General features: G+C 49.5%; 19 protein-coding genes. 2 read left to right on the top strand and 17 right to left on the bottom strand.

What is annotated here, in order from left to right; translation table 11 throughout:
* Positions 1 to 28: 28 nt before the first annotated feature.
* The 11 genes from ACFSVM_RS14565 to ACFSVM_RS14515 form a co-directional block, all read right to left on the bottom strand.
* Positions 29 to 1,165 carry a DUF2087 domain-containing protein gene (locus ACFSVM_RS14565; protein WP_076314910.1) on the bottom strand — a complete coding sequence of 379 codons (1,137 nt, stop codon included), beginning with the start codon at positions 1,163 to 1,165 and terminating at the stop codon, positions 29 to 31.
* Between the two features lie 221 nt (positions 1,166 to 1,386).
* On the bottom strand, positions 1,387 to 2,571 hold the full coding sequence (locus ACFSVM_RS14560) for an anhydro-N-acetylmuramic acid kinase (protein WP_090725858.1): 1,185 nt from the start codon (positions 2,569 to 2,571) through the stop codon (positions 1,387 to 1,389).
* Positions 2,568 to 4,244, bottom strand: a complete 1,677-nt coding sequence (nagZ, locus tag ACFSVM_RS14555) for a beta-N-acetylhexosaminidase (RefSeq protein ID WP_379263077.1) — start codon at positions 4,242 to 4,244, stop codon at positions 2,568 to 2,570. The genes ACFSVM_RS14560 and nagZ overlap by 4 nt, the downstream gene beginning before the upstream one ends.
* Positions 4,245 to 4,248: 4 nt before the next feature.
* Positions 4,249 to 5,421 (bottom strand): exo-beta-N-acetylmuramidase NamZ family protein, encoded by a 1,173-nt coding sequence (locus tag ACFSVM_RS14550; RefSeq protein WP_076314912.1) that lies wholly within the window; start codon positions 5,419 to 5,421, stop codon positions 4,249 to 4,251.
* A gap of 80 nt (positions 5,422 to 5,501) precedes the next feature.
* Positions 5,502 to 6,200, bottom strand: a complete 699-nt coding sequence (locus ACFSVM_RS14545; protein WP_090725862.1) for a hypothetical protein — start codon at positions 6,198 to 6,200, stop codon at positions 5,502 to 5,504.
* 42 nt (positions 6,201 to 6,242) lie between these two features.
* Entirely contained in the window at positions 6,243 to 7,352 is a 1,110-nt protein-coding gene (locus ACFSVM_RS14540) for an ABC transporter ATP-binding protein (RefSeq protein WP_076314914.1), read from the bottom strand.
* Positions 7,353 to 7,373: 21 nt separating this feature from the next.
* The gene (locus ACFSVM_RS14535) at positions 7,374 to 8,207 is read right to left on the bottom strand and encodes a carbohydrate ABC transporter permease (RefSeq protein WP_076314966.1); all 834 of its coding nucleotides are present in this window, start codon (positions 8,205 to 8,207) and stop codon (positions 7,374 to 7,376) included.
* A 32-nt stretch (positions 8,208 to 8,239) separates the two neighbouring features.
* Positions 8,240 to 9,160 carry a carbohydrate ABC transporter permease gene (locus tag ACFSVM_RS14530; RefSeq protein WP_076314915.1) on the bottom strand — a complete coding sequence of 307 codons (921 nt, stop codon included), beginning with the start codon at positions 9,158 to 9,160 and terminating at the stop codon, positions 8,240 to 8,242.
* 106 nt (positions 9,161 to 9,266) lie between these two features.
* Positions 9,267 to 10,619, bottom strand: a complete 1,353-nt coding sequence (locus tag ACFSVM_RS14525) for an ABC transporter substrate-binding protein (protein WP_090725864.1) — start codon at positions 10,617 to 10,619, stop codon at positions 9,267 to 9,269.
* Positions 10,620 to 10,655: 36 nt separating this feature from the next.
* Positions 10,656 to 12,002 carry an ABC transporter substrate-binding protein gene (locus ACFSVM_RS14520; RefSeq protein WP_090725865.1) on the bottom strand — a complete coding sequence of 449 codons (1,347 nt, stop codon included), beginning with the start codon at positions 12,000 to 12,002 and terminating at the stop codon, positions 10,656 to 10,658.
* A gap of 52 nt (positions 12,003 to 12,054) precedes the next feature.
* The gene (locus ACFSVM_RS14515; protein WP_076314918.1) at positions 12,055 to 12,891 is read right to left on the bottom strand and encodes a MurR/RpiR family transcriptional regulator; all 837 of its coding nucleotides are present in this window, start codon (positions 12,889 to 12,891) and stop codon (positions 12,055 to 12,057) included.
* Between the two features lie 213 nt (positions 12,892 to 13,104).
* Between ACFSVM_RS14515 and ACFSVM_RS14510 the strand changes: the two genes are divergently transcribed.
* Complete coding sequence (locus ACFSVM_RS14510) at positions 13,105 to 14,070, top strand: N-acetylglucosamine kinase (protein WP_177178774.1); 966 nt, start codon at positions 13,105 to 13,107, stop codon at positions 14,068 to 14,070.
* Between the two features lie 161 nt (positions 14,071 to 14,231).
* Positions 14,232 to 15,152 carry an N-acetylmuramic acid 6-phosphate etherase gene (gene murQ, locus ACFSVM_RS14505; RefSeq protein ID WP_090725869.1) on the top strand — a complete coding sequence of 307 codons (921 nt, stop codon included), beginning with the start codon at positions 14,232 to 14,234 and terminating at the stop codon, positions 15,150 to 15,152.
* A gap of 61 nt (positions 15,153 to 15,213) precedes the next feature.
* On the opposite strand, the gene ACFSVM_RS14500 is transcribed toward murQ, so the two are convergent.
* From ACFSVM_RS14500 to ACFSVM_RS14475, 6 genes are all read right to left on the bottom strand, one after another.
* The gene (locus tag ACFSVM_RS14500; RefSeq protein WP_076314921.1) at positions 15,214 to 17,289 is read right to left on the bottom strand and encodes a methyl-accepting chemotaxis protein; all 2,076 of its coding nucleotides are present in this window, start codon (positions 17,287 to 17,289) and stop codon (positions 15,214 to 15,216) included.
* 157 nt (positions 17,290 to 17,446) lie between these two features.
* Positions 17,447 to 18,100 carry an amino acid ABC transporter permease gene (locus tag ACFSVM_RS14495; RefSeq protein ID WP_090725871.1) on the bottom strand — a complete coding sequence of 218 codons (654 nt, stop codon included), beginning with the start codon at positions 18,098 to 18,100 and terminating at the stop codon, positions 17,447 to 17,449.
* Between the two features lie 89 nt (positions 18,101 to 18,189).
* On the bottom strand, positions 18,190 to 19,032 hold the full coding sequence (locus tag ACFSVM_RS14490; protein WP_076314923.1) for a basic amino acid ABC transporter substrate-binding protein: 843 nt from the start codon (positions 19,030 to 19,032) through the stop codon (positions 18,190 to 18,192).
* A 331-nt stretch (positions 19,033 to 19,363) separates the two neighbouring features.
* Positions 19,364 to 20,389, bottom strand: coding sequence for an aromatic ring-hydroxylating dioxygenase subunit alpha (locus ACFSVM_RS14485; RefSeq protein ID WP_090725873.1), 1,026 nt, complete (start codon positions 20,387 to 20,389; stop codon positions 19,364 to 19,366).
* A gap of 49 nt (positions 20,390 to 20,438) precedes the next feature.
* Positions 20,439 to 21,473 carry a BMP family protein gene (locus ACFSVM_RS14480; protein ID WP_090725875.1) on the bottom strand — a complete coding sequence of 345 codons (1,035 nt, stop codon included), beginning with the start codon at positions 21,471 to 21,473 and terminating at the stop codon, positions 20,439 to 20,441.
* A 25-nt stretch (positions 21,474 to 21,498) separates the two neighbouring features.
* A complete protein-coding gene (locus ACFSVM_RS14475; RefSeq protein ID WP_083656130.1) occupies positions 21,499 to 23,073 on the bottom strand; it encodes an ABC transporter ATP-binding protein in 1,575 nt (524 codons plus the stop codon).
* Between the last annotated feature and the right edge of the window lie 6 nt (positions 23,074 to 23,079).

Raw genomic sequence — 23,079 nt, 5'->3', positions numbered from 1 at the left:
CTTGATGGGATTAATTCAAATACCTTAATTACAAAGTGTTATAGCCGTTCGGTGCATAAGGCTGAAGCTTCTCAAGCCAGCTCGCCTCCAGCTTCTTCAGCGCATCCTTCGCATCGTAGAAGGGATTACCCTCCGGCACCTTCAGCTTCTCGAGCACTTCAATCTCGAAAGCACGCTCACCAAGCTCTGCCCACTCCTGCTGCAGCCCGCGATTACGGTGACTACCCATGTTCAGCATAAATTGCTGACCGTTGATAGATTTCAAATTCGGTGTGCTGGCGACGTAGAGCTTACCGTTCTGCTTATTGCGAATTTGGTAAACCCCTGCCTCGATCTTCACTTCTTTGGCCTGCTGCTGTAATTCCTCTCTCCGGTTCATCTTCTTATCCTCCGCTCCTACAGAATCAGCCAACACATAACGGCTTCCATCTTCTTCTCTGCTCAGAATTCCGTAATCCACCATATATCTGCGAATCGTCACATAATCCTCATATACTTGTTCGAGTATACGGTTGACCTCAGGCTCCGTGTACACGGCCCCGGGTACGAAGCGCTTAGCAAGCTCGTTCATTACAATGATGCGATGCTTCTCCTGCATGGAAAAGGTCTTAAGCGGCCCATCCACTCCATGAGGGAAGTATTTCTTAAGCACCTTGTCTTGTTCGGATGTGGTAATGCTGTACCTGTCATCATCGTGACCGGCACGTTTGCTGATCGGTGCCGCAAGCTCGGCAGGGCGATTCGGATCATGCTCATTCAGCAGCTCCATGACCGCGAGCAGCACCTTGGCCTGACGCTCCTTCTCCTTCAACACAAAACGATGATTGCGTATGGTTGATGTGGACCCTGTACCAAGCTCCTTCTGAATGTCAGCATCCTTCTTGCCTTCATAGAATTTCGCTAACAGCTTACGTTGTATATCCGAGAGTCCGCTCACACTCTTATCCAGAGATATCAAATATTCAAACACAGACCCATGCTCCTGCTCAATATGGATCTGAACATATCTGAATGCTTCATACAAGATACCATCAACTGGATAAATTACTCCCTTCTCAACCCGTTTGCCGCAGCATACACAGATGAACTCGAGATCGTGCTCCATATATCCACGCTTGATATCCACAAGCCCCGCATCATCCATATAAGCTTTATTCACTTCCATATCATTCGCACTCTCCATCACATTTTATATAGATATAGTATTATTATGTTTGTTTATTGTCAAACAAATATATATATTGTCTATATTATATCATTTCATCCATGAATCGAGATTAAATCTGCAGCTCACTCCTCTTCGTACAGTCAGAATGATACGAACATCAAAAAAAAAGCAGGACCATGAGGGTAAACTCCCTTCATAATCCTGCTTATTCATCTGTTTCAGCCAAGCGCCAGCTTGCCCATTACAACCCGGCGGCCCGCTCCTGTAGCGGAAGGCACATTGTTTGGTATGCCGTGAATACATTCGTTACCGAGCAGTGCAAAGATCAGCGCTTCTTTTGCATCGTCATCTATTCCGAACGAGCTTGCCTTGGCAACGGTCCGGCCAGGAAGCAGTTCACTCAGCATAGATAGAAGCACCTCGTTATGTGCACCCCCGCCAGATATGATGATTTCGTCGATTTTGTATTCAGGGAATACCCAGCGTTTGTAGCTATCTGTAATAGATTTTGCTGTGAACCATGTTGCCGTAGCTACGATATCCGCTGAGGACAATCCACGTTCCCCTGCACCCGCTAAAAAGGCTGCCGCATATGCCGCCCCAAATTGTTCACGTCCAGTGGATTTAGGCGGCATTAGTGAGAAATAAGGATGCTGCATCATTTCACTCACCCATGCTTGATCCGGTGTTCCCTCAGCTGCCCATTTCCCATTCTCATCATAGGCAAGCTTTCCTCCGGACAATTCGAGCACAACTTGGTCGATAATCATGTTACCCGGCCCCGTATCATAAGCCGTTACTTGATCAGCTGTGCAGGCTGCAGGAAGAATCGAACAATTCCCGATCCCTCCGATGTTTTGTAAGATCCTCCCCCGCTGTGGATCACCGAATAGAATCAGATCTCCATAAGAAACCAGCGGAGCACCCTGCCCTCCGGCCGCCATATCGGCTGGTCTGAAATCACCCACAACCGGTCTTCCGGTTCGGGCTGCGATGACCGACAAATCCCCAAGCTGTAAGGTGGAGCGTGCAAGCGACCGTCCCGCATCTTCCTTCGGAATATGCCATACCGTCTGTCCGTGCGAGCTGATGAAGTCCACTTCATCCATAGCGATGCCTGCTTGATGGCATACAGCGTGAGCAGCAGCGGCAAATTGGTCCGCAAGCAGAAAATTCATAGAACAAATGTCTTCTACATTAGAATGTTCAATCGTACACAGCGCTTTGATCCGCTCTCTAAATTCTTCTTCATACGGGAGCTGTACATAGGCAAGCAGTCTGGATGCTGTGCTCAGTCCGCTCCCTTTGATTCGAACCAGCGCTGCATCCACACCATCCAGCGATGTGCCTGACATGAGCCCGATGACCAGACTCTCTGCTTGGAAGCCTGTAATGCGGATCATCGTGATGAGCTGCCTGCCGTCAGCTCATCACTAAGGGTGACGGGCAGCTTGCCCATGAACGGAATCAAACCAAGCAAGGCACTTGCCACGCTTCTCATGGCGATTGGCCTGCTCTCATAAGCCGCAATGTATACTTTAATATCGGGAAACGCCATAAGGTCATAGGGATTGCGTGTAGCGACCACCGCAAGCGGCTTGCCCGTAGCCTGCAGCTGTTTCACCAGCTCTGCTTGCTCAGAATAGAAGTGAGCATTATAGGTAGCGATCACAATTTGCTCAATATCCGGGCTTGCTGCTGCGGTGATGACCGATTCGCTCTGCTCAGCCACCTCTGCTGCCGCTATGCTAAGGTCTTCTACATGAATTCCCTGCTCGATCAGCGCAGCACCAAGACTCAGCTGATCCTTGATCTTCTCATCGGCAATGGTCATCGCTGAGGATGCAACTGTCACAGCAAGCACCTTCTTGCCAGACAGCGGAAGCATACCCGCATCATCACGAACGAGTGTCACGCTGCGTTCACTGATTCGGCGAGCGATATCTCCATGCTCTGCAAGCCCGACGCCCGCTGGCAAGCCGTTCGCGTCGATAACGGGTGCAGCCTGCACCTCCTCAGGGAAGCTGCCATCCTCCATCATGATGCCGCGCCGGATCTTCAGTGACAGCAAACGGCGGACTGACTCATCGATCCGCTCTTCAGCAAGCCTACCCGATAGCACAGCCTGTTCAATCGCTTGATATGCTCCAGTGAGCAGCTCATGGGTATGACTGATCAGCACCAGATCGGCTCCGGCTTCGAGCGCCATCACCGAAGCCTCCACGGTGCCGTAGGTATCGGCAATGGCATGCATCTCCATACAGTCGGTCATGATCATTCCCTCATAGCCCAGCTGATCTCTCAGCAGCCCTGTAAGTACAGAGGAAGACAGGGTTGCCGGCTTCTTCTCCGCTTCGAGCGCCGGAAAGTAGATGTGAGCAGACATAATAAAGTCCACTCCCTCTTCAATCGCCTTCACGAAAGGTGTCAGCTCCAGTCCTTTCATTCGCTCCAAGTCATGGGGAACCATCGGCAGATCCAGATGCGAGTCGGCTGCTGTATCGCCATGTCCAGGGAAATGCTTCGCACAAGCAGACACACCGGCATCCTGATATCCCCGAACCGCCTGAGCACCATACTCGGCCACCATCTGTGCCGACTCACCGAAGGAGCGAACCCCAATCACTGGATTAAGTGGATTGTTGTTTACATCCAGAACGGGTGCAAAATTCAAATTAATGCCGAGCGCACTTAATTCCTTGCCACTGGCCAGGGCCGCTTCATAGGCATCGTCACTTGCGCCTGCAGCTGCAATTGCCATATTACCAGGGAATAAGGTGATTCCATCCGCTATACGAGCCACCATTCCGCCTTCCTGATCAATGGATATCAGCAGCGGCAGCTGGCTGGCCTCCCTCGCAGTGGTTTGCAGCTGATGAGTAAGCTGAGCTACCTGTCCGGGACTCTCTACGTTCCGGGCAAAATAAATAATGCCCCCAACAGGATGCGCCTTGATAAATTTTGCAAGCGGCTCAGTCAACTCAGGACCCGGAAGTCCGCACAACAGCAGTTGACCGATTTTTTCCCGCAGACTTAAACGAGCAAGCAGTGCTTCTACATTGGAATTTGAATTCATATTCTCAGCTCCCATAGATCAGATAAGATGCTCTTCTCTCACGCCATTTCTCTTCATCCTGATGCCAATTCGCCATGATCTGCCGAAGTCCTTCTTCGTCCCGAACCCGTTCTCTAATTTCCCTTCCCCCCGTGAGGAGATCAATAAAATAACGGCCGCCGCCTGGAGGAGGCGGGGTCCATTCAAAGTGCTGAGGGTACGAGCGTGCAATTTCGTGCAGCAGCATCAGCCCTGTCTCTACTGCTATGAATTGGTCTCTATCCGTAATGAACAGCCGAACGCCCCCGCACAGTGCGCCTTGATGCTTGGAATATACCGGTGAAGCATATGCGGGATGAATATGGACACCCGGAAGCTGATGCACTTCCATTTGCCGTGCAATTCGTTCGCCGTCCATCCAAGGTGCCCCTATCCACTCAAAGGGTCTGGTCGTGCCTCGTCCTTCAGACACATTCGTCCCTTCAAACAAACAAGTCCCTGCATAGACCTCAGCCGTTTCGGGTGAGGGAATATTTGGTGACGGCATCATCCATGGCTGCCCCGTCTCGGCATAGGTCATGGATCGCCTCCAGCCTTCAAGCCTGACGACATCCAGCTCGCATCCGCTCCCCTCTTCCTTGTTCCGCATCAACGCAATCTCTCCAATCGTCATCCCATAGCGTATTGGCATATGCCAGGCACCCACAAAGGATTCATAGCCTTGCTGCAGTATGCCTCCTTCTACCTTCATTCCCCCCATTGGATTGATTCGATCAAGAACAAGTAGTGACTTTCCGCTGACAGCACAGGCATCCATCATATAAAAGAGAGTCGATAAATACGTATAGAAGCGCACCCCTGCATCCTGCATATCAAAAATAACCGTATCCACCTGTTCCAGCATTTCCGGCGTCGGTTTCTTCTGCTTGCCATACAGGCTGAATACGGGAATCCCTAGCACCGGATGCATCTCATCCTCGAACGGAACTCCTGCCTGACGCTCACCGTACAGCCCGTGTTCTCCCGCAAACAAGGCGGTCAGCCGGCTGTTCTCAAGCTGTGCACATACCTCGATCGTCGTCCTGAAATCAGCAGTTATGCCTGTAGGGTTCGTAACCAGCCCTATTCGTTTGCCTTCAAGAAATGGATGCGATAATTCGGATAACCGATCAGCTCCGGTAAGCACATTTGCCTTCATGCCAACCCCTCCCTTGGTTATAGAGAAGGCGCAGGATATCACTCCCTGCGCCTTCATTGTTATTTTTGCAGCAAGCTTCTCTATTTAACAGAGCCTGCCGTTACCGCCTGTTCATTCCACTCATCTGCGGCAGGCTCTTCTTCCTCAATTAAATTAGCAGTCACCTTATGCATATAAATTCCCATCATTCCGTTAAACAGCACGAGGAAGCCGACTGCCGTCAGAGCGAGCAGCACAGTAAGACATACCGTCTGGAAGAAGGCGCCGACGGTGTACCCCGGATGTCTGAGGAGCAGCTTGACACTTTCCCCCATTGCCTTGAAGATCCCCAGCTCCTTCTGCAGAACGAGCTGGAACGTATGGAATTGAGAGATCAATGCCATGATCACAAAATAAGTCTGGAACACAGCGATAATGGTATAGAGCATGCCGTCTTTGCCGCCGTAATACCACCAGGTGGACCAGAGAATGAATACGAGCAGTGATACGAACAGCCCCATGACAACCGCGGGGAAATATCCTTTTCGCACGCCGTCAGCCAAGTCCTTGAGCCCGTTTCTTCTGCTCTTACGCTCCATTTTATGATGGAACACATGCAGTACACCAAAGAACAGCGGCATATAAATGAAAGGAATGACAAACAAGGCAGCCGTTATGGGCAGCAGCAGTACCGTGGGAATGAGTATTAGTGAACTGAGTACACTGTACAAGGCAACGGGAATGATCTCCCGATAAATCTCCGCTCCCGTCTTGACCAACACCTCACTCAGCTTACGCATCGCATTTCACTCCTTGTTCTCTTCGATCTGGCATGAACCGTTTCAATTCAGCCTAATTCTTTGTTCTGTCTCCGGATCAAAATAATGGGCCTTATGCAAATGGAGCAAGAAGTTCTTGGACATGCCCGTATAAGCTGTCGTTTCGGGATTAACCTTCGCTGTAACCAAACGGCTTCCAATATGAAAATAGATCAGGTTCTCCGACCCAAGATGCTCAACGACATCGATCTTCGCCTCAATCTTGTGATATTCATTCAGACTCGGCGCAATGTCTTCTCCATAGATATGCTCTGGGCGGATGCCGAGCACCACCTTCTTGCCATGGTAACCTGCAAGCCCGGCAGCTACCTCATCTGTAAGCGTCAGCTCAGCCCCTTCGATGCGAATTCTGTTGCCCTCCACGACAGCATCAATGAAGTTCATCGCTGGAGATCCGATAAATCCGGCAACAAACATATTTTGCGGATTCGCATACAGCTCCGTCGGGGAGTCAATCTGCTGGATAATACCGTTGTTCATGACTACAATTCGCTCCCCGAGGGTCATCGCTTCTACCTGGTCATGGGTAACATATACAATCGTTGCTCCAAGCCGCTTGTGAAGCTCGCTAAGCTCTACCCGCATCTGAATGCGAAGCTTGGCGTCAAGGTTCGAGAGCGGCTCATCGAACAGAAACACCTGCGGGTCCCGGACGATGGCCCGGCCGACAGCCACACGCTGGCGCTGACCGCCGGACAGCTCTCTCGGCTTACGTTCAAGCATATGTGTGAGTCCCAAAATACCGGCGGCATTTTCCACCTGCTGATTAATATACTCTTTATCCTTCTTCAGATTGCGAAGACCAAAAGACAGGTTCTCCCGAATCGTCATGTGAGGATAGAGTGCATAATCCTGAAACACCATGGCAATGTCCCGGTCCTTCGGATGCAAGTCGTTGACGACCCTCTCACCGATGAGAATATCGCCGCTCGTCTGCTTCTCTAGTCCTGCAATCATTCGAAGCGAAGTGGTCTTTCCACAGCCGGAGGGACCAACGAACACGACAAATTCTTGATCCTCAATAACGAAGTCGGAGCCCGCTACTGCGGTAAAGGTCCCTTTTTTGTCATCACTAAACTGCTTGCGTACTTGTCGAAACTCCACCCGTGCCATAGGTATTCCTCCTTTCACGTATCAGCCTTTAACGGCTCCAATAGTAATGCCTTGCAGGAAATAGCGCTGCAGGGAGAAGAACAGAATAATCATCGGCAGAGCGCCCACGGTCGCTCCCGCCATCATGGCGGCAAAATCGGACGCATCGCCGAACACGAAGGAAGCAAGCCCGACCTGTATAGTCCGCATATCGCTTGAATTCGTAATGAGGAACGGCCAGAAGAACTCATTCCACGAGGCAACGAAGCTGAAGATCGCAAGGACGGCAAGTCCCGGCTTCGCCATCGGCAGTATGACCTTCCAGAAGATCCCGAACTCGCTGCAGGCATCAATCCGTGCCGCATGAATAAGTGAAGTGGGAAGGGAGGACATATACTGCTTCATGAGAAAGATGTTTCCCACACTGACCGCCGTTGGCAAGATGATCGCTGTATACGTGTCTCCGATGTTAAATACATTGACCATAAGTATATACAGGGGAATCAGCGTAACCTGCGCAGGAATCATCATCGTGCTGAGCAGGACCCAGAAGATCGCTTTGTCCCCCGGGAACTTGAGCTTGGCGAAGGCATAACCGGCGAGCGAAGCGAAGAACACGTTCGTAATCGTGGTAATCGCTGCGATAATAAACGAATTCCATAACCAGCGCCAGGCATCTGTTTTGCCAAAGAACCGCTCATAAGGCGTCATCGAGATCACTTCAGGAATCATCTGCGGCCGAAAAGTAGCCGACACCTTCGTATCCTGAACAGAGCCGACCAGCATCCAGTACAGCGGAATGATCGTTACAATCGCCCAGAGTAAAATAATAACGGCTGCCAGAATGAGCAGGACCGATTTTTTTTGTAGTTTCATCGTCATACATCACACCCCCTCTATAGCTGCCTTTAATATTCAACATCACTGGAGAAGTATTTAAACTGGATTATGGAGATGACCACGATGATAAGAGCAAGTACGAAGGACTGAGCCGAAGCCAGACCAAACTCATAGAATACGAAAGCGGTCTGATAGATCAAATAAGCGATTGTCGTTGTCGCAAAATTCGGACCCCCCTGGGTCATTAGATACACCGAAATGAAGACCTGGAACGACCCGATTACACCTGTAACGAGCAGATAGAGCGTCGTTGGTTTAAGCAGGGGCCACGTAATCTTCGTAAATTTGGTCCATGCACTGGCATGATCAATATCTGCCGCTTCATAGAGCGACTTCGGAATGCCGCCCAGAGCGGCCATGTAGAGAATGATCCCTGCCCCATGGGAGCCGAGCCAGCTCATGAGGATGAGCGAGAAGAGTGCTGTACTGGATTGTCCCAGCCAGATTACAGGATCAAGCCCGAACCAGCTGAGGAATCTGTTGAGAAGTCCGACTTCGGTTGGATCAAATATAGCCAGCCACACCACGGAGATTGTCACGCCGGAGGCAACAGCCGGCAGGTATAGCGTTGCCTTGAAGAAGGTCTGCCACTTGCTCTTCATTTGAAAGATCAGCACAGACAAGACGAAGGTAATGATAATGTTGACCGGCACGGTTCCCAGTGTAAAAATAACGGTGTTTCGCATCGACTTCCAGAATGTAGCGTCCTGGAACAACCGGCTGTAGTTATCCATCCCTACCCAGGTGGAATTCATAATGCCATACTCCTGAAAGCTCATAAAAAAAGCATGACCTACGGGATACAGTGTAAATACGAGGAACAAGAGAACCGGAGCTAAGATGAAGAGATAAGCCCAGCCATATTCCTTAATCGCTCGCATTGGGCTTTGGCGGGAAGGTGTCCTTTTTGGCGCAAGTGATGTCTGCATCGTTCTCTCACCCCTTGTGTTTGTCGTAGAATTGACCATTCCTTCTAGCGAAAAAGGCTCCTGAGGACTTCGTCCTCAGGACAGCCTCCTCTGCAGATGACGCTATTTATTTGAGCATTTGCTCTGCCTTTGCCTTGAAGTCCTCCGCAATTTGCTCAGGTGTCTTCTCGCCGGAGAACAGGGCTTGAATGTTTGGCTTGACGACTTGTTCCTTGAACTGCTTCTGCTGCGCAGACTTGTCAATGTCGAGTGAGAGGGTTACCGGAATTTCGATATGCTCTGCCATCATATTCGCGGCTTCTATGGTGTCCGGTGTGCCCAGGCCCTTGCCTTCAAAGTACTCAGCTTGTGAGTTTCGAACGAAAGGAAGTACAAGCTCGTTAGCCGAGTTCCCTGCTTTGGCGCCGCTCAGTGCCTCCATCACAAGGAACGTGTTCTTGGCATGCTGCTCGCCCTTGTCATTCTTTTGCTTGAAGGCAACATAACCTTCTCCGCCCATGGTTGTCTTAGGCTCCGCCCCGTCGTTATGAGGTACGGGAAGCAGTACAAATTCGATTTTTTCGCCTTGGACCGTGCCGGCATCAATATCTTTGTTACGGTTCTGAATCATGACATCGTAATAGGGAAGTGCTTTGGAGATGATTGCCGCTTGCCCGGCATAGAACATATCCGTTCGTTTGGCGGGAGCGATAGCTGCGGTTTCTTTCGGCATATAGCCTTGATCAATGAGGTTGTCTATGAAGGTAAGGGTGTCTAATATACGATGGTCATTCCACTGAAATTCGCCGCTGGCGTTAAGCACATCGGGCATTCCGTTATTGCGTGTCAGCATTTCGATAAAATCTAACGAGGTTCCGTCTGTGACGAGCGCATACTGCGTGGTGCCGTCAGGAGCCGTACCTGTAAGCTTGGCCGCCGCCTCGTTAAATTCACTCCAGGTCCAGCCCTCCTGCTGGATCTGCTTCCAGTCGATTCCCGCTTCCTCCAGGATGCGCTTATTGCCGCCCCAAGCCCACTGGAATTGATAGAGCGGCAGTCCATACTGTTTGCCTTGAATTTGGCCAAGCTCTAGTGTGCCGGGCACGTAGTCATTCTTGATCTCATCGGTCAGGTAAGAGTCCAATTCAAGCGCAAGCCCTGTCTTCACATAAGCGCCATCGACACTGTGAAAATACAGATCTGGCGGATTACCTGCATTCAGAGCGACGTCAAACTTCTTAGGCCCCTCTGCCCATGTAAGCATTTCGTACTCAACCGTAATATGGGGATGCTCCTGATTAAAATCAGCGATAAGCTCCTTCAGCTCATCTTCGTATGTGCCATGAACAGGGTAAGTCCACACGGTTACCGTATCCTTGGCATCGGCATCGACGGTCTCCGCATCACTCCCTGAATTGCCGCCGCAGGCTGTCACGATGAGCATCATCATAGCGATCATAAGCGCAAGCGGTTTTTTCATATACACTTCCCCCTTTTTCGCATCGCATCTAAGAATCTACTTGAACATCTCTTCTCCCTTAGCCTTAAACTCGGCCGCTATCTCTTCGGCTGTCTTCTCACCTGTAAATAACGCCTGAATGTTCGGCTTCATTACCTGTTCCTTGAACTGCTTCTGCTTCGCTGCCAGCGCTGAATCAAGCGAGAGAACAACCGGCTGCTCCATATGCTCTGCCATGATACGGGCTGCCTCCAGCGTTTCCGGCGTGCCCAGACCCTTGCCTTCAAAATATTCAGCCTGTGACTTTCTAACAAACGGCAGCACGAGCTCATTGGCCGAATTCCCGGCTTTGGCACCACTCAGCGCTTCCATAACGAGGAACGTGTTCTTGGCATGCTGCTCGCCCTTATCATTCTTTTGCCTAAAAGCTACGTAGCCCTCGCCGCCCATCGTTGATTTCTGAGGAGCATCCTTATGATGTGGGACCGGCAGCAATACGAATTCAACCTTGGCACCTTGCACTGTTCCTGCATCAATATCCGCATTCCGCTGCTTGATGAGCACATCGTAATATGGAATTGCCTTGGAGATAATGGCCGCCTGCTCTGCATAGAACATTTCTACACGTTTCGCAGGAGCAATGGCTGCGGTCTCTTTGGGCATATAACCTTCTGTACGAAGGGTCTCCAGGAATTTAAGTGTCTCCAGAATTCGGTCATCATTCCACTGGAACTCACCTTCCGCATTCAGCACATCCGGCATGTTGTTATTGCGGGACAGCAGCTCCATAATCTCCATCGTCTGCCCTTCAGTTACAAAGGCATATTGCGGAGATCCGTCAGGAGCAGTCCCCATCAGCTTAGGTGCGAGCTCCAGGAATTCATCCCAAGTCCATCCCTCCTGCTGGATCTTCTGCCAATCGACTCCGGCTTCCTCAAGAATACGTTTGTTGCCGCCCCAGCCCCATTGGTACTGATAGATCGGAAGCCCGTATTGTTTGCCTTGAATCTGCCCGAGCTCAAGCGTTCCCGGGTAATAATCCTCCTTGATCTCAGGCGTCAGATAATCATCCAGCTGAATAGCCAGACCAGAATCGACGTAACTTCCATCTACACTGTGAAAATACAGATCGGGCGGATTGCCCGCATTCAGGGCAACATCAAATTTCTTGGGGCCTTCAGCCCAGGTGAGCATCTCGGTCTTGACGGTAATATTCGGGTGCTCCTTATTAAAATCAGCGAGGAGCTCCTTCAGGTCCTCTTCATACTTGTTATGAACAGGATATGTCCAGACTGTCACCGTATCCTTGGCATCCGCGCTTTGCTCGCTGCTTCCTCCCCCGCCGCTGCAGGCTGTCACCGCAAACATCAGAATAGAGGTCAGCATAATCCATGTCTTACGCATTAGCACCTATCTCCCCTCGTTCGTTCCACGTAAAGGAACACCGTAGATTAGACTACCTTCTCAGGGCCCGCCTGCTCTCCTCCAGATATTTGACCGACTGCTCGTAATTCTTGCTGGCTACACAGAGATACAAAATATCAATCAGATTAAGCTGAGTCATCCGGGAACCCATCGCACCGCTTCGAATCTCACTCTCTGTGGATGATGTGTATAGAGGTACGGTCGCCAGCTTGCTCAGCTTGGAATGGCCGTACTTGGTCATGCTGATCACTTCTGCCCCCCGCTTCCGAACCAGTTCGGCGACACGAAGCACTTCTTCCGTTTCACCCGAATAGGAAATGCAGACGGCTACATCTTCTTCTGTCATTGTGACCGCTGATGTGAGCTGCTGATGCGGATCAGCGAAGGAGAAGCTCATCTTGTTAATTCTTAGAAATTTCTGCTGTGCATCCATAGCTATCAGATTGGAAGCTCCAACGCCAAAAAAATAAATACGCCTTGCCTGATCCATTAAAGAAACGGCTCGCTCAACCATCGCCTCGTCCATAATCTTCAGCGTATCCCGGATGGACTGAATATTATTGTTCGATACACTTCGGATCATCGCAGATACACTGTCATTCGGTCTGATCTCCTGATAGCCTGCCTGCTCATCCGACCCCTGCAAGTCACCAGCCACCTTAATTTTCAGGTCCTGATAACCTTTGAAGCCGATCGTTTTGCATAGGCGGATGATCGCTGCCTGACTTGCACCGCTCTTCGCTGCCAGCTCGGCAACGGAGAGCTCGATGATCTCGCCAGGCTGCTGCAGAATATAAGCCGCAATCTTACGCTCCGAAGGATTCAGTGTTTCATAGGCTTCCTTGAGACGAACCAAGCCACCATTCATGAGAGCAGTTCCACCTCCATTTCAATAAAATATGTACTAATAGGTTAGATAAACTAACATAATCGGTTCTCTATCCTTCCAAATATGCTTGGATTGATATTATTATATGAGGTATGAAATATAATTTCAATAATAATTTATTTACTTAAAATTTTATTTTACATTCTGGAAATTATGACCTATACTTAATAAAAAATGAGAAGGGGTGAAGCGATGAATGTCTTTATTGGCGTGGATGGTGGCGGTTCCAAAACCGAAGTAGTAACCATGCTCGAAGATAAATCTATTCTCGCTCAATTCGATGGCGGGGCAACAAATCCCTATACAACTTCACCTCTTGAAGCTGCTAATGAGCTCAATCGATTACTGGAAACAACATTCACGTTTATTAATGAGCGCTCAATTATGTGTAAAGGAATTTGTCTTGGTATGTCAGGTATACAATCGGATGAAGAGAAGAGCACACTTATTAATCAGGTCAGACAATGTATGAAGCACAGATCTCTCTCCTTTCCGATTACCGTTTGTACAGAGGGCGAGATATCTCTCATGGCAGCATCAGGGGAGCATACAGGTGTGCTCGTGATCGCCGGAACAGGCTCCATTGTTTATGGATTCACAAGAGAGGGAAGCATTCACCGTGCAGGAGGCTGGGGGCATCTCCTTGGCGATGAGGGCAGCGGTTATCAGATTGGTCTGCAGACCCTTCAAGGGATCATGAGAAGTTATGACCGAATCGCCCCACCTACCTTGCTGACTTCCCTCGTTCAAGAAGCCTGTCAATTAAACGAGATCACAGAGCTCCGCACCTTCATCTATCAACAACCCTTCAGTAAGAAGAGCATCGCTTCTTATGCTAAGCTGTGCATCCGTGCCGCTGAGGAAGGAGATCCGCTTGCAATCAGCATACTTAGATCTCAGGCCGCAAGTCTGGCCGACACAACTACCGCTCTGCTGCATTCTCACCCTGATCTCCAACAAGAAACTGTAGCTGCAACCGGTTCTATCTTTCTCCACTCCTCCATATATAGAACGCACTATAAGGAATGCTTAAGTAAGATCTTTCCCCACCTTCATATGGTTACAGGTTCAGCAGACAGACCGCCGGCTTACGGCGCAGCCCTGATAGCACGACAGCGGTTCTTCTACCCCGATCAAGGAGCCGATGGACTCGTATAGTATGGTGTAATCCCGAGTGAATTTGCCTTTCCGTTACTTACAAACAAAGGTTCATTAATATAGAAAAGCTTGCAATCAAGATGCCCCGTATATATACGAATAGCACAAATCACTTTCTATTCTAGAATGGGGGCCAGGAGCGAAGGAGGCCGTACCTTATTATGAATCATCTAAGCCATAAACTTAGCCAGTTGATTACTGAACAGCCCAATCCGAGAACAGATCATATTGATCAGCTGGATTCCATTGAAATCATGAAGCTCATTAACGATGAGGATCAGCAGATCGCCAAGGTAATCAGGCCACTCATACCCGATATTGCAAAGGTTGCCGATTGTATAGTGGAGAGCTTTGAACGAGGTGGACGTTTATTTTATGTCGGTGCCGGTACCAGCGGCAGAATCGGCATCCTCGATGCATCTGAGTGTCCCCCCACCTACGGTACGGATCCATCACTGGTTCAGGGGGTTATCGCAGGCGGCTTCGAGGCCGTCCGAACACCTGTGGAAGGTGCGGAGGACAGCGAACAAGGGGGCAGCGAAGATATGAAATCCCATCAGGTCGGCCCCAATGATGTTGTCATTGGCATTGCCGCGAGCGGCAGAACACCTTATGTACTGGGTGCCATGAAGGAAGCCCGCGCTCTGGGCGCTCTTGTAGTCGGACTGTGCAATAACCCCAATTCGGACATGAAACCGCTGGCAGACTATACGATTGAAGCCGTAACCGGACCCGAAGTCATCATGGGTTCTACCCGAATGAAGTCCGGGTCCGCACAGAAGCTGATTCTCAATATGCTGACGACCACAGCCATGATCCGCTCCGGTAAAGTATACCGGAATTTGATGATTGATCTTAACCCTTCCAATGAGAAGCTGGTCGATCGTGCCAAACGTATCATCAAGCTGGCAACCGGAGCCTCCGAGGAGCAGATCAAGGATGCCTATATCGAATCAGATGGCCATGTCAAGACCGCCATTGTTATGATTATGACCGGTTCAGACGCATCCTCAGCGAGGAAGCTGCTCCTTTCATCCAAAGGCTATGTTCGTAAGGCGATTGACAGCAATCCCACTTCATAAGAAAAGAGCGCCCCTCTATCCTTAGCACTAAGGAATAGATGGGGCACTCTGTCATTTCAATCTACAATTTGAAACGCTGAATAATCTCCTGAAGCTCATCCGCTATATTAGATAAAGTTACTGCAGAAGAAGCGACCTCCTGCATGGCTGCCAGCTGCTCTTCCGAAGCCGCAGACCCTTCCTGTGCGCCAGCGGATATCTGATCCGAGATCGCTACAGCGACCTCAAATGATTCTCCGACATGGGCCATAGAGGCATCCATCTGCTTCGAGGCTGAGGATACTTCCTCCATCTGAGCCGCAACCTCTTGAATGGAGTGCAGAATCACTCTGAACCGCTCGCCTGCCTCCTGGACTGTAGCGATCCCTTTCGTAATTTCTTTAGATGCCGTGCCCATCGATGCTGTCGCAGCTCCTGTTCCCTGCTCCATTTCATGGGTCAATTTAGCAATTTGTGCTGCAGAAGCGGCCGACTGCGCTGCCAGCTCCTTCACTTCGTTCGCTACAACAGCGAATCCCCGCCCATGCTCACCTGCTCTTGACGCTTCAATTGAAGCATTCAGCGATAAAATATTCGTCTGTTTCGCGATATTCGTAATGACTTCAACAATCTTACGTATCTCTAATGATTTATCTCCGAGCCCTTGAATCACCTCATTGAGGTCACCCGCTGAAGCACCGATCTGATCCATTTGATGCTTCGCTTGATCGATACTCGCCATACCGGCCTGGGACTCTTCAGATACCTGCTTGGCTGCCAGAGTCACTTCTCCAGCTTGGTTTGTAATAGCTCTTACACCGCGGGACATCTCTTCAACGAGCTGCTTGGCTTCGCCAAGGCTTTGATTGGATTGAATCGTCCCCGTTGCCGTCTCCTGCATAATTGTGGCCAGCTGTTCTGTTGCCTTTGTTGTCTGCTCGGAGCTTGCTGCCAGCTGCTGAGAGGACGCTGCAAGCTGATGCGACGTTTCACTCACTTCTCCGAGTACGGATCGGAGGGAGCTGGTCATTCTATTAAACCCTTCCGCCAGAATGCCGTATTCGTCCCTGCGCTTCACGGTCAGATCGATGGTCAGATCCCCATTTCCAATATCACGGGACGCTCTGACCATTGCCTGTATCGGGCGATGCAAGCTGCGAATCATCAGTACCATAAGCCCCATTCCCACAATGGCAGAAATACCAAGCACGACGATCAGTGCGTTAAGGATCGGACGAGAGGCTTCTTCCACTTCGGCATAGTCCATTTCTGCAACGAGCTTCCAGCCTGTAGCTCCATGCGTGCTAAAGAATGCATATTTCTCCGCATTTCCTATGGTATAACTCAGGTCCCCGTTATCCTGTGCCAACACCGAATTGGATAGCGTCTCCAGGGCACTGGTTCCTGCATTAAAACGGGAATGCACAAGATAATTTCCATCACCATCTACCAGATACACGATACCTGTTTCTCCAATATGTACATCATTCACTGTAGAAGTCAGTGCTGCCAGACTGATCTGCATACTTGCTACCCCTTGACCATCGGATAATACTTTGGCCAACGTTACAACTACATTACCTGTCGAGCTCGATTTATAAGGCTTCGTTACGATAACCTCTTCACTGCTTTGAGCATCCTGATACCAGGGCTGATCTGTCACAGATTCATTCATTCCATACATTGGGGCTTTCATTTGCTGGTCTCCGCGAGACGATACGATGACGAGAGATTCAACCTGAGGGTTGGCATCCTTCAAATCATCAAGCAGCCGCTGGGCCTGTGGACTTTGATTGGCAATTTGCGCCGCATTCGTCTGTCTTGCAAGCAAATTGATATTTGCCTTCTGACTGTCAATCAAGGAGTCAATCTGCTTGCTGACAAGGGCAAGGGATTGCTCCATTGTCTCCTGATCCGACTTCCGAATCTCTGAATCAGCCGTATGATATGAAACCCAGAAGATCGCTATACTAGGCAGGAACAGGAAGAATAGAAATGCTGCAATCAACCTTACTCTAAAAGACAACAAGCTCTTCTTTTCTTTGCTAACCTTTTCATTTCTTGAATTCTCATTACTGCTATCTTCCTTGTTCTTATTTGCTTCGCTTTTGTTAGCCAGCTTCACTTTTGCTAAGCTTTTTTTCAATAATTCCTTCATAAAGAAAAAGCCCCCCTTTCTACAAAATGTGTAATTTATGCAGCTTGTTAATGCATCACTGAAGATGACGCCAACTGCATACTGTCTATAAAAAAAGACAGAACATCTTATCTATCGGCAAGTGGAGGCTGAGATTTTATACATTTTCTGAAATTTTTCATTTTAGTTTACATTCAATGTAAGATAACAGCTTGCTAAGCAGATACGTCAGTATAAAATAGATCAGCGCAGCTGTTAAGTACGGCTCCCAGATCGCATAATACTGACCTCTCATCGCGTTGCTCCAGAACATAATTTCCTGAACAGAAATGATCGCAAGCAGCGAGGAATCCTTGACCAGCACGATGAATTCATTACCAAACGCCGGAATCATGCGCTTTATAGCCTGAGGCATGATGATATAACGCATCGTCTGGTAGCGGTTCATTCCGGAGGAATAGGCTGCTTCAAACTGACCTTGATCGACGGATTGAATTCCTGCTCGATAAATCTCTGCCATATACGCGGCAGAATTCAGCGTCATGGACAAGATTCCCGCCGTGATTGCATCCGTGCTCCCATAGAACATCGGCACAACACCGAAGTGAACAATCAGAATTTGAACATAAAAAGGCGTTCCTCGAAAAAAGTTGATATACAGGCTCGCAGGCCAGTTCAAGTACTTCGGCTTCGCCATTTTTCCGAATGAAATAAACAATCCCAGGACAGCACCAAGCAGAATGGAAACGATGGAGAGCCCGATCGTCAGAAGCATGCCTCTCAGTATCAATGGCAGATACTCCACGATAATATCAAATCTAAAATTATCCATGAGCTGCACTCCCTTAATTTAATGGGCAGCAAGAAAAGCATGCGCCGCACATACCGCCGACCCATGCTTCCCGGTTCCTGCCTGTGCGCTTACTCTGCTGCCTTATCCAATTCTTCCTTCAATCGGGTCAAATCCGGCTCATTTCCAAACCACTTTTTGTATACCTCAGCATATTTCCCATTATCAATAACTGCCTTGATTGCAGGATCAAGCTTTGCCTTCAGCTCCGACCCCTTAGGATATAGAATCCCGTAATATTCGGAATCAAAGTTCTCCGGATCGAGGATGCTCTCGAATGCTTTATCCGGATTGTTCTTCATGTACTCCTGCACAATCGCTACGTCCGCCACCGCAGCATCCACACCGCCGCTCTCAAGCTCCATGAAGGCAAGGACATTGCTCTCAAATTTCTTAAGGCTGCTGTTACCCTGGCCCATGATCTCTGTCATCAGTGTATCGGCCGTTGTAGCACCCTGAACCGCAACCTTCATATCCTTCAGATCCATTGCACTCGTTATGCCGGCTCCTTCTTTAAACAGAATCATGTTCGTCGATTCGAAATAGGGCAGGGAATAATCATACGTTGCTTTACGCTCTTCGGTGATGGATACACTAGATATGCCCGCAGCAAATTCTGTCCCCTGCTGGACACTAGTCAGCATCGCATCCCAGCCTGTATTGCTGAGCTCATATTCAATGCCTGCTTCAGCCATCACTTCTTTAAGAAAATCAATGTCAAAGCCGGTAATCTCACCCTTATCCATAAATTCCATAGGAGCATATGCCGCATCCGTCGCTATTTTGACAGTCTCGGGTGATTCCTTTGCTTCTCCAGCTCCTCCCGCTCCTGTCGTAGCAGTCTCTTCATTGCCACAGGCCGACAAAACTATCACTAGAAAAGCAATTAACATAACACCGAATCTCTTAATCATATGAACCCTCCCTATAGGAATCTAGTAATATAAACAGATTCTATCAACAGTTCCATAGATTAACAATACATTTTATTGCATGCGTCAATAAACATAACATATCAATATAAGTTCCATTATGATGAAGCTCACAAAAAGCCTCGCTGAGGAGTCAGGAGGCTTTTGCTTCTCTCTATATTTAAAGCTAGCATAGTGAACCTGTATCATTCTGAATGGTGTGTCTGTTTATTCATTCGTATTTGTATCATTTCTACTCTACTGAATTAATTTCATAAATACCTCTTAATGAAGATGAAATTGATTCACTGCTGTACGTAACCTTTCTCATCACTTAAGTGGTTCCAATTCGGACACCCATCTGATTAATCCAGCGGCGGTAAGCGACCGATAACAGATCGGCTTTATGATTCAGCTCTGCCTGCAGATCCAGCGGCAATAACTCGGGCTTCTGGGTTTCAATAATCCACTTGTCCTGCTCGAATACGGTATCCTGAAAATCAATAAACTGCTGATCATCCACCTCATGCGCATAATTGCGAGATACCGGCATATACACGATACACTCCTGCTCTGACACCGGCAGCACAGTCAGCATAATCCAGAGCGTCTGCCCCGTTGCCTGATCTCTCTTGGATAAACGGGCCGCAAGCGGTCTAAACACCTCCTTTACATAGATATAAGTGGTCCCCTCACGATGATCTGACCCGGAATGGGCAACCGGCTGGAAGATTGGCACATCTCCGGTATACACCCGATCCGGTTCTTTGAACACCTCAAAGTCCGGCAGCTCCGAATAATCCGGGTGACCAAGCAGACCGCCATGTACATACATCAGATGGGCAAAATCCGTAAAATTCTCAATGACTCTCGTCCCTGCAGCCTTCACATGATAAGGACCACATACGAGCGGCCGATATTCCGGATTCTCAAATTCCTCGAAGCTGGGCAAATCCGCCCTTGGCTCACCGATACACACCCACACGATACCGAATTTCTCCTGGCAATGATATTTGGTTGCCTTCGCTCTTGGCGGAATACGGTCATCCTTTCCTTGAGCAGGGATACATACGCATTTGCCGTCCGAATTGTACTGCCATCCATGATAAGGACAGACCAGATTTTCATTCTTGTCTACCCAGCCTTTGGACAGCATGGCTCCGCGGTGAACACAGAGATCACGCAGTGCATGCACACCTTTGCTTGACCGGTAAACAGCGACCCGCTCCTCCAGCACGATGACAGATACTGGCTTGTCAGCAAGCTCATGTGAACCACATACCGGATGCCATTCATTCTCTAGCACGGTATCTGACAAGGCGGATGAACCTAACGGTTTAAGCAGTTTCTGATCAATCATTGTAATCCCCTCCTAAATTTTCATATTCTTTCTGCCTATTCCATCACCACTACTCATTTTGAACTGAAATCTCTCCGCTCTTCAGGGCGTCGATCGTAGCCTGAACCTGATCCTTAATTTCCTGAGTCATTTTCTCCTCGAACCCATGGTAGGGACTCATGTATACCGCACCGTCTTTTACGCCTAGGGACATCGGCTCTGCCTTCATCGTTCCCTCCATGATGGATTTGATCGTAGCGGTCATCGCTGTTGGATAATCTTGAATCACACTGGTAATGACGGTGTCCGGAGCAACGGGGTTTAAATCTTCATTGGACCCGATGGCAAGTACACCCTCCTGCTTAGCAGCATCAATACCGCCCATTCCCGCTTGGTTTGCATTGGTCATAACGACATCTGCACCCTTTTCGATGAGGGAGATCGCAGTCTCCTTGGCCTTAGCGACATCCTCACTGGAACCCGTCATGGTCGTCAGGACGTTAATACCAGGAACAGCCGCCTTCGCACCTTCTTCGAACCCTTTGACAGAATTCGTAATTGGCGGAATCTCCTGCCCGCCGATCGCCGCTACTGTCCCCGATTCAGACATCAAAGCCGCTACCGTTCCCATCAGATATCCCTGCTCCCGATTATTGATACTGATGGAAGCGACATTTGGACTTTGACTCACCGTGGCACTGGTGACCAGAAACCAAGTGTCTGGATACTCCCCGGCGACAGACATCATAGGTTCTGCGAATTCAAATCCATGACCGATAACGACATCATATCCATCTGTCCCATACCCACGAATAAACTCCGCCATATCGGACTGGGCAACCTTCTCGGAATACTGCACTTCCGCACCAAGCTCACTCTCAATCTGCTTAAGCCCCTTATACGCTGTGGCGTTCCATCCGTTATCATTTACCGGGCCCGGCGTAAGCAGAGCGACCTTAAGCGGCTGATTTATTTCTGTAGCAGCCGTACTGGAGCCTGCCGCTGCCTCCTCGCTCTGCCCGCTTTCTGCAGCACCACCGCACCCTGCGAGCAGAACAACAGCAAGAATCAACGTACACAACAAGTGGAATCGTCTATTCAACATTTTGGTGAATCCCCCTTTGATTGATTTAATCTATCATCCCGGCCATGCTGCGGCCGATTCGTTCTCGCGTTGCCTCTTCCCTGCTCACCATGTCCACAATTCGGCCTTTGAATAGAACAGCGATTCGGTCTGAGAGTGACATCACCTCTTCAAGCTCCGTAGAGATGAGCAGAATGCCAACTCCCCGATCTCTCTCGGCCAGGAGCCGCTTATGTACATACTCCGCAGCTCCTACATCCATTCCGCGGGTTGGCTGCATCGCGATGAGGAGCTTTGGATTCAGCATCAGCTCTCTGGCAAGAATGACTTTTTGCTGATTGCCTCCTGACAGCTGACCGGCCGCATGCTCGCTCGAGGGTGTTCTGATATCAAACTCCTGCACAGCTTGTTCAGCAGTCTTCCTAATCGCTCCTTTTCGCAGCATGCCGAATTTGCTGAAGATGGGTGACTTGTACTGCTTAGCAATTAAATTCTCGCCAATGCTCATGGGCAGCATGAGCCCTTCCTTGTGCCGATCCTCGGGAATGTAACCTACACCTTGCTCGGTCATGTATCGGGGATGCAGACGCTGTACAGGCCTGCCGTCAAGCTTGACCTCTCCACTCGACAGCTCCGCTAGACCCATGAGTGCCTCACTCAGCTCACGCTGGCCGTTGCCGTCTACACCAGCAATGCCGACAATCTCCCCTTCCTGAACCGTGAGTTTGATATCAGATAACACGGGTACCTGGCTCCGCACCACCGATAGATCCTGCACCTCGAGCAAGCAGCGCTGACTATTGGTATAAGGACTATGCTTCAGTGCTGTGACCTCCCTTCCAACCATGAGCCTTGCCAGCTCCGCAGGAGTTGTTTCCTTCATGGCCATAGAGCCTTCCCATTGTCCGGCACGCAGCACAGTCACCTGATCACAGACCGCCTCCACCTCCTGCAGCTTATGGCTTATAAAGACGATCGTTTTCCCTTGCTCCTTCAGCGACCGCAGAACAACGAACAAATCCTTAACCTCCGGTGGAGTAAGCACGGCGGTTGGTTCGTCCATAATGATGAACTCTGCGCCGCGGTATAACGTCTTCACAATTTCAACACGCTGCTGCTGACCGACAGATAATTCACTGACCCGCTTTGCGGGATCTACATCAAGACCGTAGGCATCTGAGATCTTCTTAATCTCTGCACAAGCTCTGCGAAAATGAAACCAAGGACTTCGGCCCTCCTTCAGCCCAAGCACCACATTCTCTGCCACGGTCAATGCCGGTATCAGCATAAAATGCTGATGGACCATACCGATTCCGATCTCCATCGCCTGTCTGGGTGAATCAAAATTGACTTGCTTACCTTTAAACAGAAGCTCTCCCTCATCAGGATGAAGAAGGCCTGACAGCATATTCATCAGCGTGCTCTTCCCTGCACCGTTCTCGCCCAGGATGGCATGGATTTCGCCATACTTGATGCGGAGATCAAGACGATCATTGGCTGTGAACGATCCAAACCGCTTGGTGAGTCCTCTGGTTTCCAAAATATAATCATCATGCTCGGGGGACGAGTATCTCTGTCCAACCGAAGGCTGTTCTATAGGCTCAGAAGTGTGTGACTGCATTAGTTC

This window comes from Paenibacillus shunpengii, assembly GCF_042684905.1.
Classification (GTDB): domain Bacteria; phylum Bacillota; class Bacilli; order Paenibacillales; family Paenibacillaceae; genus Paenibacillus; species Paenibacillus shunpengii.
This window is presented reverse-complemented; position numbering and strand designations above follow the sequence as displayed.

Bases quoted from the DNA above. Each gene is read 5' to 3' on its own strand.
- ACFSVM_RS14515 (WP_076314918.1), bottom strand. From the start codon at position 12,891: ATGAATGGTGGCTTGGTTCGTCTCAAGGAAGCCTATGAAACACTGAAT.
- ACFSVM_RS14480 (WP_090725875.1), bottom strand. From the start codon at position 21,473: ATGTTGAATAGACGATTCCACTTGTTGTGTACGTTGATTCTTGCTGTT.
- ACFSVM_RS14510 (WP_177178774.1), top strand. From the start codon at position 13,105: ATGAATGTCTTTATTGGCGTGGATGGTGGCGGTTCCAAAACCGAAGTA.
- ACFSVM_RS14495 (WP_090725871.1), bottom strand. From the start codon at position 18,100: ATGGATAATTTTAGATTTGATATTATCGTGGAGTATCTGCCATTGATA.
- ACFSVM_RS14545 (WP_090725862.1), bottom strand. From the start codon at position 6,200: ATGCGTAAGCTGAGTGAGGTGTTGGTCAAGACGGGAGCGGAGATTTAT.
- ACFSVM_RS14530 (WP_076314915.1), bottom strand. From the start codon at position 9,160: ATGCAGACATCACTTGCGCCAAAAAGGACACCTTCCCGCCAAAGCCCA.
- nagZ (WP_379263077.1), bottom strand. From the start codon at position 4,244: ATGAATTCAAATTCCAATGTAGAAGCACTGCTTGCTCGTTTAAGTCTG.
- ACFSVM_RS14525 (WP_090725864.1), bottom strand. From the start codon at position 10,619: ATGAAAAAACCGCTTGCGCTTATGATCGCTATGATGATGCTCATCGTG.
- ACFSVM_RS14535 (WP_076314966.1), bottom strand. From the start codon at position 8,207: ATGAAACTACAAAAAAAATCGGTCCTGCTCATTCTGGCAGCCGTTATT.
- ACFSVM_RS14500 (WP_076314921.1), bottom strand. From the start codon at position 17,289: ATGAAGGAATTATTGAAAAAAAGCTTAGCAAAAGTGAAGCTGGCTAAC.
- ACFSVM_RS14490 (WP_076314923.1), bottom strand. From the start codon at position 19,032: ATGATTAAGAGATTCGGTGTTATGTTAATTGCTTTTCTAGTGATAGTT.
- ACFSVM_RS14485 (WP_090725873.1), bottom strand. From the start codon at position 20,389: ATGATTGATCAGAAACTGCTTAAACCGTTAGGTTCATCCGCCTTGTCA.
- ACFSVM_RS14550 (WP_076314912.1), bottom strand. From the start codon at position 5,421: ATGAAGGCAAATGTGCTTACCGGAGCTGATCGGTTATCCGAATTATCG.
- ACFSVM_RS14520 (WP_090725865.1), bottom strand. From the start codon at position 12,002: ATGCGTAAGACATGGATTATGCTGACCTCTATTCTGATGTTTGCGGTG.
- ACFSVM_RS14560 (WP_090725858.1), bottom strand. From the start codon at position 2,571: ATGATCCGCATTACAGGCTTCCAAGCAGAGAGTCTGGTCATCGGGCTC.
- ACFSVM_RS14475 (WP_083656130.1), bottom strand. From the start codon at position 23,073: ATGCAGTCACACACTTCTGAGCCTATAGAACAGCCTTCGGTTGGACAG.
- ACFSVM_RS14565 (WP_076314910.1), bottom strand. From the start codon at position 1,165: ATGGAAGTGAATAAAGCTTATATGGATGATGCGGGGCTTGTGGATATC.
- ACFSVM_RS14540 (WP_076314914.1), bottom strand. From the start codon at position 7,352: ATGGCACGGGTGGAGTTTCGACAAGTACGCAAGCAGTTTAGTGATGAC.
- murQ (WP_090725869.1), top strand. From the start codon at position 14,232: ATGAATCATCTAAGCCATAAACTTAGCCAGTTGATTACTGAACAGCCC.